At 60.0% G+C, this 11257-nt stretch carries 12 protein-coding genes, 1 tRNA gene and 1 pseudogene; 4 read left to right on the top strand and 10 right to left on the bottom strand.

The annotated features are described in order from the left end of the window. Window positions 1-239: 239 nt before the first annotated feature. On the top strand, window positions 240-1037 hold the full coding sequence (locus AB4072_RS09575) for a histone H1-like repetitive region-containing protein (RefSeq protein WP_441967491.1): 798 nt from the start codon (window positions 240-242) through the stop codon (window positions 1035-1037). A 176-nt stretch (window positions 1038-1213) separates the two neighbouring features. On the opposite strand, the gene AB4072_RS09570 is transcribed toward AB4072_RS09575, so the two are convergent. Then, window positions 1214-1624, bottom strand: coding sequence for a PRC-barrel domain-containing protein (locus AB4072_RS09570; protein ID WP_441967489.1), 411 nt, complete (start codon window positions 1622-1624; stop codon window positions 1214-1216). Window positions 1625-1798: 174 nt separating this feature from the next. Here AB4072_RS09570 and mepA point away from each other — a divergent pair, with 174 nt between their 5' ends. After that, the gene (mepA, locus tag AB4072_RS09565; protein WP_441967487.1) at window positions 1799-2710 is read left to right on the top strand and encodes a penicillin-insensitive murein endopeptidase; all 912 of its coding nucleotides are present in this window, start codon (window positions 1799-1801) and stop codon (window positions 2708-2710) included. A gap of 105 nt (window positions 2711-2815) precedes the next feature. Here mepA and AB4072_RS09560 read toward each other — a convergent pair whose 3' ends face one another. The 3 genes from AB4072_RS09560 to AB4072_RS09550 all read right to left on the bottom strand — a co-directional run bounded on the left by AB4072_RS09560 (window position 2816) and on the right by AB4072_RS09550 (window position 4703). Further along, window positions 2816-3238, bottom strand: a complete 423-nt coding sequence (locus AB4072_RS09560; RefSeq protein ID WP_441967485.1) for a VOC family protein — start codon at window positions 3236-3238, stop codon at window positions 2816-2818. A 403-nt stretch (window positions 3239-3641) separates the two neighbouring features. Then, entirely contained in the window at window positions 3642-4301 is a 660-nt protein-coding gene (gene msrA, locus AB4072_RS09555) for a peptide-methionine (S)-S-oxide reductase MsrA (protein ID WP_441967483.1), read from the bottom strand. A gap of 78 nt (window positions 4302-4379) precedes the next feature. Then, on the bottom strand, window positions 4380-4703 hold the full coding sequence (locus AB4072_RS09550) for a PetM family of cytochrome b6f complex subunit 7 (protein ID WP_441967481.1): 324 nt from the start codon (window positions 4701-4703) through the stop codon (window positions 4380-4382). Window positions 4704-5142: 439 nt separating this feature from the next. Here AB4072_RS09550 and AB4072_RS09545 point away from each other — a divergent pair. Beyond that, window positions 5143-5232, top strand: a tRNA-Ser gene (locus AB4072_RS09545). A 555-nt stretch (window positions 5233-5787) separates the two neighbouring features. Here the strand turns inward: AB4072_RS09545 and AB4072_RS09540 are convergent. From AB4072_RS09540 to AB4072_RS09515, 6 genes are all read right to left on the bottom strand, one after another. Continuing rightward, window positions 5788-6453 (bottom strand): DsbA family oxidoreductase, encoded by a 666-nt coding sequence (locus tag AB4072_RS09540; RefSeq protein ID WP_441967479.1) that lies wholly within the window; start codon window positions 6451-6453, stop codon window positions 5788-5790. A gap of 29 nt (window positions 6454-6482) precedes the next feature. Further along, a complete protein-coding gene (locus AB4072_RS09535; RefSeq protein ID WP_441967477.1) occupies window positions 6483-7397 on the bottom strand; it encodes a DMT family transporter in 915 nt (304 codons plus the stop codon). 9 nt (window positions 7398-7406) lie between these two features. Further along, window positions 7407-8111 carry an amidohydrolase family protein gene (locus tag AB4072_RS09530; protein WP_441967475.1) on the bottom strand — a complete coding sequence of 235 codons (705 nt, stop codon included), beginning with the start codon at window positions 8109-8111 and terminating at the stop codon, window positions 7407-7409. A 27-nt stretch (window positions 8112-8138) separates the two neighbouring features. Next, window positions 8139-9077: an amidohydrolase family protein gene (locus AB4072_RS09525; protein ID WP_441967473.1), complete on the bottom strand. Its 939-nt coding sequence runs from the start codon at window positions 9075-9077 to the stop codon at window positions 8139-8141. Between the two features lie 2 nt (window positions 9078-9079). Continuing rightward, window positions 9080-9685 carry an NAD(P)H:quinone oxidoreductase gene (gene wrbA, locus AB4072_RS09520; RefSeq protein WP_441967472.1) on the bottom strand — a complete coding sequence of 202 codons (606 nt, stop codon included), beginning with the start codon at window positions 9683-9685 and terminating at the stop codon, window positions 9080-9082. A 103-nt stretch (window positions 9686-9788) separates the two neighbouring features. Beyond that, window positions 9789-10682, bottom strand: coding sequence for a LysR family transcriptional regulator (locus tag AB4072_RS09515; RefSeq protein ID WP_441967470.1), 894 nt, complete (start codon window positions 10680-10682; stop codon window positions 9789-9791). 225 nt (window positions 10683-10907) lie between these two features. Between AB4072_RS09515 and AB4072_RS09510 the strand changes: the two are divergent. After that, window positions 10908-11171 (top strand): annotated as a pseudogene (locus tag AB4072_RS09510) (ribonucleotide-diphosphate reductase subunit beta); the annotation flags it as partial. Between the last annotated feature and the right edge of the window lie 86 nt (window positions 11172-11257).

Raw genomic sequence — 11257 nt, 5'->3', positions numbered from 1 at the left:
GTTTGAATGGCATCTACAGGCGCCTTTTCAAGACAACTTTGAGACACTCAGGATGACTCACGCGCGACTCAGCATCGGCATCTTTGGTGCAAGTCCGCATGCGCTATCAACAAAAAGTATCCACAGGAATTGTGCTTCTTCTACTTTCTACACTTTCCGTTAATCGGAACCCGCTTGGTATAACGACGTTGCCTTGCAAGCGTCACGGTTGCACGCGAAGGCCCTTGAAGGAGGCTGTCATGCCGACAGATGATAAGACGAACCCGCTGACACAGCTGTTCACGGGTGATTTTGGTGCGACCAGCACCTCCGCCAAAAAGAAGAGCGGAAAGAAGGGGGCGAAGTCCTCGTCCCGCAAGCCTGCTGCGAAGAAGACGACGGCCAAGAAGACCGCCGCCAAGAGCGCAAAGCCGGCTGCTAAGAAGACCGCTGCTAAGAAGACCACCGCCAAGAAGACCGCTGCCAAGAAAACGGCTGCCAAGTCTTCCGTGAAGTCGGCTGCAAAGAAGTCGACTGCCGCGAAGAAGACGGCTTCTAAGAAGACCACGGCTAAGAAGACCGCCGCGAAGAAGACCACCGCCAAGAAGACCGCTGCGAAGAAGACGGTTGCGAAGTCCGCGGTGAAGTCCGCTGCGAAGAAGACCAGCAGCCGCAAGAGCGCTGTGAAGTCTTCCGCCAAGAAGACCGCTGCGAAGTCCGCTCGCTCCTCGGCTAAGAAGAGCACCGCGAAGAAGACCGCAGCCAAGAAGACCGCAGCTAAGAAGACCACTGCGAAGAAGACGGCCGCCAAGGCCACGCGCGGCGCCACCAAGGCCCGTTCGGCTGCCAAGGCTACCAAGAAGACCGCCGCTCGCTCGTCGAGCCGCGCAGCCGTCAAGAGCGCAACCTCGAAGACCCGCGCTGCCAAGGCTAAGTCTCCTGCCAAGAAGACCACGAAGCGCGCCGCTGCTGCCTCGAGCCGTACCTCTGCGACCAAGAAGTCCGGTAAGGTTGGTGCGAAGCGTTCCAGCGCACGCAAGGGCTCGAAGAAGAGCTGATCGAAAGCTCCTCGGCGCCTCGCGAAGCAGTCCTGCTTCAGGCGAGGTGTTTGCATACAAAACCGCCCGGTGAGAGCCGGGCGGTTTTTATTTATGCCAGAAGACATCGTCGTCGAAAGCGGAAATCGGTTTAGCGCCCCCACGCCTTTGGCGACGGCGAAACCTTGCCTGATGCGCTAGCGTCCCGGGCTCATCGGATCGTCATCCCCCCAATAGGGCGTGGCGTTATAGTAGCGGTGCACATGCTCTTCCCATTCGCGATTATAGGAAGCGTCCTGCCCTTCCGACGTACGGCGTGGGGCGCCTCGCAGTTGATCCTCGGTCAGGTTCAGCTCGTAGGCATCGAGCTCGGTGTTGTATTTCAAAACGCCCCAAGGAAGCGTGTAGTACTCTTCGCCAAGTCCCATGAAGCCCCCGAAGCTCATGATGGCATAGGCCACCTTACCAGCGTGCTTGTCGATCATGACGCGCTCGATGGTTCCGATCTTTTCGCCATCCGAGCGGCGTACCGGTGTTCCTTCGACTTTGTCGCTGGCAATGAGACTATGGGTCTCAGGTGTACCTGCGCCTTGTGACGTAGACTGCATCGTCTCTCTCCCTGTCGTTTTGGATTGCCTTGCAAACGCACAGGGGAAAAAAGGAGTTCCGGCCAAGGTTCGCGAGAGAGAATTCCGCGATGGAAGCCGAACCCATGCTTCAGATCACACACGTGCTATAGGAGAATGCTGTCATGCGGGTCGCGACAATGGAGATCATTCTTCATGACTTCCCTTCGTTGGATGACTTTAGGTCTCGCTCTCATCTTGGGCGGCCATACTTCGGCACAGGACAAGGGAACGCTCAATCCGAAGCCTTTACCGTCGATCTCGAACCCGAACGACCCGAAACTCGCCGCGAAGGAACTGTTCGGGCGCAGCACCACGCCGGCGACGCTCAGCCCGAATTCCATCGGCGGCTATGCACACGGCTGTGTTGCCGGTGCGACCGCGCTGCCGATCGACGGTGCGACCTGGCAGGTGATGCGCCTGTCGCGCAATCGTAACTGGGGCCATCCGCGCTTGGTCGCCTTTCTCACACGCCTCGCAAGCCAGGTACCGCAGGTCAACGGTTGGCCCGGTCTTCTTATCGGAGACATGTCCCAGCCGCGCGGCGGCCCGATGTTGACGGGCCATGCTTCACATCAACTCGGTCTCGATGCGGATGTTTGGCTGACACCGATGCCGAACCGCCGTCTCTCTCGACCTGAAAGGGAGGAGACGTCCGCGACCGACGTGGTGCGTACCGACCTCCTCGATATCGATCCCACGACGTGGACGCCGCAGCACTTGCCCTTGCTCCGCGCTGTGGCGCGAGAACAGGACGTAGCGCGAATCTTCGTGAACCCAGCGATCAAGCGCGCGCTCTGCCGCGAAGCGGGCGCAGATCGCGCGTGGCTTACGAAAGTGCGCCCAACATGGGGGCATAACTATCACTTCCACATCCGCCTCGCCTGCCCTGCGGGCGATACAGCCTGTGTGGATCAGGATCCGCCGCCTTCCGGCGATGGTTGCGGTGCGGAACTCGCGAACTGGTTCACGCCGGAGATGCTTCACCCGAAACCGGGAAAGCCCCGGCCACCGCTCACGTTGGCGCAATTGCCCGCGGAATGCCGCCAAGTGCTGTTCGCGCCGTAAATCCCTACCAGCCTGATCGTCGCGAAGACCGAAAGAACGAAAGACAACCCGATCGAATAGCGTTCGTTGTCTATCTGCGAAACAGACAACGGACGCGGATGGTCGTTAGAGGCTGAAGGTCACCAGGCCGTTCGGATCTATCGACCAAGCCGGATTCCACGCGATTTCCCAAGCGTGTTCATCGGGATCGGCAATGTAGCCTCTAAATCCACCATGGGGAGGCTCGTCCTCTACCCTCAGGATTTTCCCACCGAAGCGCGACAGGTGATCAATCGTCGCCTGCACATCCTCGCGTGTGGGCACGTTGTGAGCGAGAGCGAAAGTGCCCGGCCTGACCGGATCCTTCCGTTGCATATCGGTGGCAAGCGCTGTCTCGAGCCAGGTGCCGAGGACGAGGCCATTCATCTGGTAGAAGATGATTTCGTGGTTCTCGAATACCGGGCTCCATCCAAAGCCCTCGACATAGAAGCGCCGCGACCGCGAAAGATCGCCGACTCCAAGTGTGATGACCGAAATCTGTTGTTGCATTTGTCACGTCCCTAGGTTGCCCTGGACACCACGCGGCAGAGCTTCCGTCATGGGACTTGGCGTCAACGCGCCAGCCAGAGCTCTCCGAAGAGAACGACCGGGCTAACCAAACCGGCCCGCCTTTTCCGACGCTCGAATCTTACCGTGTCGTGACAACGGGTCAAGCACGCGACCACGCGGCAACGCTAGTCCTTGGCCACCTTATGGGGAGCTCCTTCGGCTATGCGATCGGTGAGCGCCAGGATAACGCCCGACCCCACGAAGACCAGATGGACGGCGCGAGAAGCCAGCGACTTGCGAAAAGAAACCGTTCCAGAACCCGCTCGATCATAGCACCCGCTCTCAATGACGACCCACGCGGGGGATGTCACGATGAGCGGGCGCGCGCAAGACATCCTGCATCCTATGAAGCGGCGACGCCGACTCCGATGGGGCATGACACGCCTGTGCCGCCCAACCCGCAATAGCCGTTCGGATTTTTCGCGAGATATTGCTGATGATAGTCCTCGGCGAAATAGAACGGACCTGCGTCCTGGATTTCAGTCGTGATCCCACCGAAGCCCTTGCGTGCCAGAGCATCGCCATAAGCCACCCTCGCCGCTTCGGCGGCTTTGCGCTGCGCGTCGTTGAAGACATAGATCCCCGACCGGTACTGCGTGCCGACATCGTTGCCCTGGCGCATGCCCTGCGTCGGGTCGTGGTTCTCGAAGAATATCTTCAACAAAGTCTCGTAGGAAATCACCTTCGGATCGAACACAACGAGCACGACCTCATTGTGGCCCGTCAGCCCGCTGCAGACCTCCTCGTAAGTCGGGTTGGGCGTGATGCCGGCGGCATAACCGACGGCCGTCACGTAGATGCCCTCGCCCGACTGCCAAAACTTCCTTTCCGCACCCCAGAAGCATCCAAGCCCGAAGAGCGCCGTCTGGAAACCCTCCGGATACGGTCCCTTGAGTTGTCTTCCGTTGACGAAATGCTGCTCCGCGGTCGGAATGGGCTGTGATCGCCCCGGCAAAGCTTCGGCCGAAGTCGGAATATCGAGTCGCTTGCGCAGATTGAACATAAGGCGCTCCTTGGCTGGCTTCCTTATGTAAGCGCTCTTCCCTTCAACAGCGAGGCCCGTTCACCGCCCCGTGAGCGACTAGCGGCTCGCAACATGGCCGAAGGGCTCAATAGGCTTGTGTTGACCGATCCAGAGAAGCGCGACCCCGAACAGAAAAGCGACGATAGAAGCCGGCAGGCGCAGGATATCGACCAAGACGGGATCCCAGAGCCAGGAATAGCCGAGACGACCCGCGGCCGCCTGCAATTGGGTCACCGCGTGGGAGGACAGCGTCTCGAGCACCTCGCGGATGGTGGCGAACGACAAGGAATTGTTGACGATCGAACGAGTCCCGTCGACCACAAGTCCAATGAAGCCACCGGCTACGAGAACCAGCCCTAACAAACGCGCCAAAAACTTCACGACAGACCCCTACAAATAGAGAGGGGACCATAGTGCGCCTGCTTCGAATGACAAGGTCGAAGATTGCCTAGGGCGTCACTCGCCACGATGCGTCTGGGCCGGTTGTTAAGGATTCGGGAAACGCAAACGCTGAGGCGGGAATGTCCCTCGCCCCGACGGTTTTTGTCCTTGACGGTACTCGTCCCCGGCGCGCCACCTCGGGTGGCTGTCGCACTCACTCTCTTTTGCTCTCGTTTCACTCCCCCATAAAATGCTCACGAGGCGATGGGATCGATCTGAATACCCTCCCTTTTCTCCATCGCGCGGCGAAACAACCGGCACACATTCCCGACACGAGCGACTTGCATTTCGCATCAATTTAGAGATACAGGACGCCTCACGACATACGGCCGGGCAGAATCTGCCTCGAGCCGGAAGCTCTGCTTCAGAGTTTCACGCAGGAGGGGTGGCCGAGTGGTTGAAGGCGCACGCCTGGAAAGTGTGTATACGGGCAACCGTATCGAGGGTTCGAATCCCTCTCCCTCCGCCACCGTCTAACCGCTTGATATAGTTCAGATTTAGATTTAGGGCCAATCCGCAAGTGCCCGAAATGTCGGCGCTTTTCGGCAAATTGCATTCTCTGACGGCCCGAAATAAACGTCAACGTGGTCGTATATAGGTCGAACTTCGCCCTTCTCTTCCGCGCCAAATGTTCTAGTCCGGTTGTGAAATTGAAAAGTCTGTGGCGCCCAGGAGAGAGTTGTACCAATCCGCTCCATTATTCAGTAAAATTAATATTTTATGAGCTTTTTACTGGAAGCGGTTGGACCACCTTCGAGCCACAAGAAACGGCATACTGGCAGCAATCGACCAGGCCTTCCTCTTTCAGAACATCAGCAAAGAACCTTCCCATACTCATCGACACCATAGGCTGGCCATCGTCGAGGAGTTTGGGGTGGCCGCATGGGCAGAGGCGGATCGATTCGAGAGTTCGTTGACCTCTCATATTGAAGGTGTTCTCGGGGAGCCGAACAGGCTGCCAAGAGTAGCAATGTGCCTAGCACGGCTGTTTTTACCAAAAACATAACCCAGCCCTCCTGAACATCTAAGCCGAAACCGAGCCAACAGCGCGCAGACGCTCCAGAATGGCGAGGAGCTGGCTTCGCAAAACCTCCGTCGGCGCCGTGCCCAGAACGACACCTGCCTCCTCGATCACCACGGAAGGGATCGAGCGAATGCCGAGGCCTCGCGCCTTGGCCCTGTCCTCTTCAACCTTCTGCCGGGTATAGGTGCCGTGGAGATCGCGCTCGAAGCGGGGCATGTCGAGACCGACCTCTCGGGCCACGTCGACGATCACGCCCGCATCGCCGATATTGCGGTTCTCGGTCAGGTGAGCCCGCTGAACCGCCTCAAACATGTCCCAGTGCGCGGCTTGCCCGCCCTGGATCTCGGCGGCCTTGCAACCGAGCGTGCCGATCATGCCGGAGGGATATTCGAAGGTCTGTTTCCACATGCCTTCGACATTGATCCGGCTCTTGTCGTCGTCCGCCTCGCGGCAGCGCTCCCAATGGCCGAGGATCTCTCGCTTGGCGCGCTCCAGCGAACCCCAGGCACGCACCATCTCCTCGCGCGAATCCTGCAGCACGAAGCTGCGGTGACGGATTTCGAGCGGCAGTTCTTGGCTGAGCTTGCGCAGGCGCGGTGCGATGACGAAGCACCACCCGCACACGACATCATGGTAGAAATCAATCTTGATGACGAGTTGAGACATGGACGAACTCCGGCTTGTCGAAAGGATGATCAGGCGCGCCGCGCCGAATTGACGATGAGGACTCCCACCGCGATCGTGATGCTCGCCGCCCAGATCCACGGCGAGTAGGTTTCGCCGAACACGAGCGCGCCGGAGGCCAGGCCCGCAGCGGTGGCCACGTAGCCGACCTGGCTGACGTAAACTGGACCCGCCGCTTTCTGCAAACGCATGAACATCAGGAATTGGAGAGCGTTCAAAGCTGCCTGAATAAGCGCGAGAGCGGGTGCTTGGCCGAGCGTTGCGATGTCACTGATGCGGCCCTTGACGATGATAACGAACAGAACCCACACGCTGCCTGTCAGCATCGTTCCGGCCGAGAGCGCCAGCGACGATGAGCCCGCAGGCCAGAAGCGAGTGCGAAAGATGTTGCCAGCGGCCACCGAGGCGGGAATGACCAGCGCGAGGAGCAGCCAGCCGTAGTGATCGGGCGACGGCAGGCTGCTGCGCTGACTGACGATCATCACCGCGCCAGCAAAACCTACGGCGATTCCAAGACTGCGCCGGGCGCCCGGCTTCTCCATGCCTAGGACGGCCGCAAAAGTAAGCGTCAGGATCGGCGGCAGCGTATAGACGACTGACGAGAGCCCGACGCCCAGATGCGGCATGACCGTGAAAAGGATGAAGTTGGGAAAGCCCATCGAAAGCAGCCCCGCTCCCGCATAATAGGCAAAGTGCTGGCGCGATACGGGAACACTCTGCTTACGCAAGAAAGTAAACGCAATCAGCGTGAAGCCGCCGCCCAGCATCATCGACAACGTCCAGGCCAGCGGCGCGACACTGGCCCGCTCGGCCATCTTGCCGAGGGGAAACATCGCGCCGAAAATGCAGCCCGTAGCAACCAGCAAAGCGATGGCGCCCAAGCGGCTGGGCGAAGATGATGTTATGGTGGCAGCTGTGGCGGTCATCGCATGTCCTTATCGAGAGGTGCGGGCATCGTGCACGATCTTGCCGCCCACCACCGTCATCACCGCCTGAATGCGGCGAATGCTATCTTCCGGCACGCTCATGTAGTCCTCGGACAGCACCACGAAGTCAGCAAGTTTGTCTTTCTCAAGTGAACCGAGTTCGTTTTCCGAAAAAAGCAGATACGCGTTCGAGCGGGTGTGAGCGATCAGGGCGTCCTTGCGAGACAGTGGTGGCCGAGTGACGAGAGCGCAGTCGAGAGCCCTGCCGGTGACGGCCCACCAGAGCGTCACGAACGGATTGTAGACATTCGCCATGACGGAATCGGAACCGATGCCCCACGGCACTCCGCTGGCGCGAACGAGATCGAGCGGCGGCATGCCGAGCGATTCCTCACCCAAGGCGCGAAAGCGGCGAAGCCCGAAGACCACAGGGCGGCTGTGCAGGGCCACCATCATGCCTAGGTGCTTCATGCGCTTGAGGGAGTTTTCCGAGATCGTGTCGCCGTGCTCGATGGTCCAGCGCAGATGCGCGACAGGCATATCCTTCGCAATCTTTTCGATGAGATCGAGGTGCTGGGAGATGGTCACGTCGCTTTCCGCGTGGATGCGCATGGGCCATCCCCCCCTCGCCAGAGAGCGCAGGATCTTCTCGAACTCGTCGAGATGAAGGGGAAGCGGCGACCCCGGCTGGCCGATGGAATCGAAGACCGGCATGTAGATCAATTCGCCCGCGCCGATCAGTCAGAAATGCGCAGGGCCCGAGAGCGGCTTCATCTCGCGCAATTCACGCTCGAACGCCTCCTTGCCGCGTGTGCCGTTATCATTGCGAAACCAGCGGGTGTGAAAGACACGGATAGGAAGCTTACCGGCGGCAGCGAGCTTGGCGAAGGGCGTGTAATCTTCATCCCGAATGCCGAAGCCGCCCATGTCGAAGATGGAGGTGAGACCCGCGGCGGCGTGATCGCGCATGACAGCCTCCGCGCCCGCGAGCGATTTCTCGGGTGTCTTGGGCGGCAGCTTGCGCATAACGAAGTCCATCGCCCTGCCCGCCACCGCGCCGAGCGGAAGACCATCCCCACCGATGGGCATTTCGCCAGTCTCGGACAGAATGTGCCCCGCCGGCCCGATCAGCCCTGCGGCTTTCGCGGCCGTCAGGTTGATGTAGGCGTGGCTGTACATGTGCTGGAGATAAACCGGGTGATGAGGGGCGGCCTCATCCAGCTCCGCGCGGTTGAACACGCGTCCGTCGCCGAATTGCGCGTCCGTGAATCCGCCCTGCGTGTAGATCCATTGCCCCTTGGGCGTGGCCGCCGCCTTGCGGCGAATGCGATCGAGCGCTTCTTCGCGGGTGCTCGCACCGTCGAGTCGAACCTCCTCGGCCCAAGTGGCCGCAGCGCGAATGACATGGACGTGATTGTCGATCAGCCCTGGAATGACGGTCCGGCCTTCGAGATCGACGATCTCCACATCGGACCCGGCAAGCGTCGCCACCTCCGCATCGGAGCCGACGGCGAGAATGCGGTCGCCGCGCACCGCCAAGGCCTGCGCGGTGCTGAACGCCGCGTCGACGGTCAGCACCTTGGCATTGCGGTAGAGAACGGTTTTGCCTTTGCCTGTCTCGGCGGCAGCTGAGGCAGCCGCCATAAGGGCAAGGCATCCGATCAACACGCGGCGCATCATCGTCACTGCGCCCGCAGCTTCTTGGCGATCTCCGCCACGTGCTTGCCTTGGAAGCGAGCGCCGGCAAGATCGATCTGGCTGGGCTGACGCGCTCCATCATTGCCCGTAAGCGTGGTCGCGCCATAGGGCGAGCCGCCCTTCACTTCCTCAACGCCCATCTGGTCCGCGAAGCTGTAAGGCAGGCCGACGACCACCATGCCGTGGTGGAACAGGGTTGTGTGAAAGGACAGGATGGTGCTTTCCTGGCCACCATGTTGGTTGGCGGAGGACGTGAAGACGGATCCAACCTTGCCGACCAGCGCGCCTTTCGCCCACAGTCCACCGGTCTGATCGAGGAAGTTCCGCATCTGAGCGGCCATGTTGCCGAAGCGGGTCGGCGTGCCAAAGATGATAGCGTCGTAATCAGCCAACTCACTGGGAGACGCAATCGGCGCAGTCTGGTCGATCTTCGCCCCTGCGGCGCGCGCGACCTCATCCGGCATCAGCTCGGGAACGCGTTTAACGACGACTTCGACCCCACTGACGGAGCGAACGCCCTCGGCAACGGCGGATGCCATGATTTCAATGTGGCCATAGGTGGAATAGTAAAGAACGAGAATTCTTGCCATCGTTGGATCCTCAACTGCACAGATGCGCGATGAGAACCACGGGGCCTGGCTGTGATAAATCACGCCTCGGCGACAAGACTTTTAGCTGGCGGTGAAAAGTCTTCTAGAGTTGTTCCTCAAAGGTGTCGGTCAGGAAGTCAAGGAACACACGAACCTTGCTCTGAAGATGGCGGGTCGTGGGGTAGACGGCATAGACATGCCTCCGCGGGAAGGCGTGATCGACGAGGACCGGTACGAGTGCACCACGGCCGATTTCCGGCTTCGCAATAAAGGAGGGCAACGCGCCGATACCCATGCCGGCGACGATCATGTCGCGCAGGATGATACTGTTGTTGGCGGAGAGCTTTGCGGGAATGGCAATGCTCGCCTCGCCCTTCGGACTATTCACATGCCAAGCACCTGGATTGTCGGCCAAGGTGTAGGCGAGACAATCGTGATGGTGAAGGTCATCGAGAGCGAGAGGCTCTCCCCGCTTTTCAAGATAGGCGGGAGCGGCGCAGATGACCTGCTCCACATCACCGAGCTTGCGCGCGATCAGGGACGAGTCGGTCAACTCTGACCGTATACGGATCGAGATATCGAAGCCGGCCGCCACGACATCGAGTAGACGATCGCTCAGGGTCAAGTCGATCTTCAGATCAGGATATCGCGCCATGAAATGGGGAAGGGCTGGCGAGAGAACCGTCAATCCGAAGGACAGGGGAGCATTGACCCGTAAGCGGCCCGAGACCTGTTTCGCGCCAGCGGTAATGGAATGCTCCACCTCATCGAGCTCGTCCAGAAGGCGGCAACATTCCTCATAATAAGCCCGCCCCGTCTCCGTTAGCCCCATACGCCGGGTCGTGCGCTGGATCAGGACGACTCCGAGCCTCTCTTCCAGCCAGCGGATCTGCTTGCCGAGACCGGCTGACGACAACCCGAGCTCCTCAGCCGCCCGGCTGAAACTCTCCCGTTCGATGACGCGCCTGAACGAGCGCATTGCCCCAAGGTGGTCCATGATTCCCGCTTCTTGCTCTCGCGGCAGCTTAACAGGTTTTGATGACTGAGAAGCAAAGACCTCGCCCTGCCCCGGGTTTGATAAAGCCGTAACAGAGCAGTCCCTATCGTGCTGCTTTCGGACCGCGACGGCGAGACGCTAGCGCACGGCGTCCCCGCCGCGACGCTACACGCCGACGCCGATCCCGAAGAGAGCGGGGCCAACCTGCCGATTCATCTTTCACCACGCGAGGCGGCGGAGTTGGAGGCAGCCTATGGGCGGGACACGATGCCGAGAGGCTTCCTCGGGCTGAACGCTGCACTATGCGAGCAGTACATGCACTTCATCGCCAACCGCCGCTGCGGCCAGCTCGGGCTCTTGCCTGTGTTCAAGGAGGCTGAGAACCCGTTCCCTTGGATGTCGGAGGCCATGGACCTCCAGAAGGAGAAGAACTTCTTCGAGACTCGTGTCATTGACTACCAGAGTGGCGGGGCACTCACATGGGATTGACGGTCATCGAAGCCGATTTTTGCGACGCCTGCGTGATCATCCTTAGGATCTTGCCCAACTTTGGTGCGAGCATGTCGGTATCCTGT

This window comes from Microvirga sp. 2MCAF38 (assembly GCF_052115485.1).
Lineage (GTDB): Bacteria > Pseudomonadota > Alphaproteobacteria > Rhizobiales > Beijerinckiaceae > Microvirga.
The sequence above is the reverse complement of the archived record's forward strand: the minus strand, read 5'-3'. Positions and strand labels throughout refer to the sequence as shown.

Excerpts from the sequence above, each read along its gene's own strand:
- AB4072_RS09560 (WP_441967485.1), bottom strand. The coding sequence starts at position 3,238 with ATGCAACAACAGATTTCGGTCATCACACTTGGAGTCGGCGATCTTTCG.
- AB4072_RS09540 (WP_441967479.1), bottom strand. The coding sequence starts at position 6,453 with ATGTCTCAACTCGTCATCAAGATTGATTTCTACCATGATGTCGTGTGC.
- AB4072_RS09535 (WP_441967477.1), bottom strand. The coding sequence starts at position 7,397 with ATGACCGCCACAGCTGCCACCATAACATCATCTTCGCCCAGCCGCTTG.
- AB4072_RS09570 (WP_441967489.1), bottom strand. The coding sequence starts at position 1,624 with ATGCAGTCTACGTCACAAGGCGCAGGTACACCTGAGACCCATAGTCTC.
- AB4072_RS09515 (WP_441967470.1), bottom strand. The coding sequence starts at position 10,682 with ATGGACCACCTTGGGGCAATGCGCTCGTTCAGGCGCGTCATCGAACGG.
- wrbA (WP_441967472.1), bottom strand. The coding sequence starts at position 9,685 with ATGGCAAGAATTCTCGTTCTTTACTATTCCACCTATGGCCACATTGAA.
- AB4072_RS09530 (WP_441967475.1), bottom strand. The coding sequence starts at position 8,111 with ATGCCGGTCTTCGATTCCATCGGCCAGCCGGGGTCGCCGCTTCCCCTT.
- AB4072_RS09575 (WP_441967491.1), top strand. The coding sequence starts at position 240 with ATGCCGACAGATGATAAGACGAACCCGCTGACACAGCTGTTCACGGGT.
- mepA (WP_441967487.1), top strand. The coding sequence starts at position 1,799 with ATGACTTCCCTTCGTTGGATGACTTTAGGTCTCGCTCTCATCTTGGGC.
- msrA (WP_441967483.1), bottom strand. The coding sequence starts at position 4,301 with ATGTTCAATCTGCGCAAGCGACTCGATATTCCGACTTCGGCCGAAGCT.
- AB4072_RS09525 (WP_441967473.1), bottom strand. The coding sequence starts at position 9,077 with ATGATGCGCCGCGTGTTGATCGGATGCCTTGCCCTTATGGCGGCTGCC.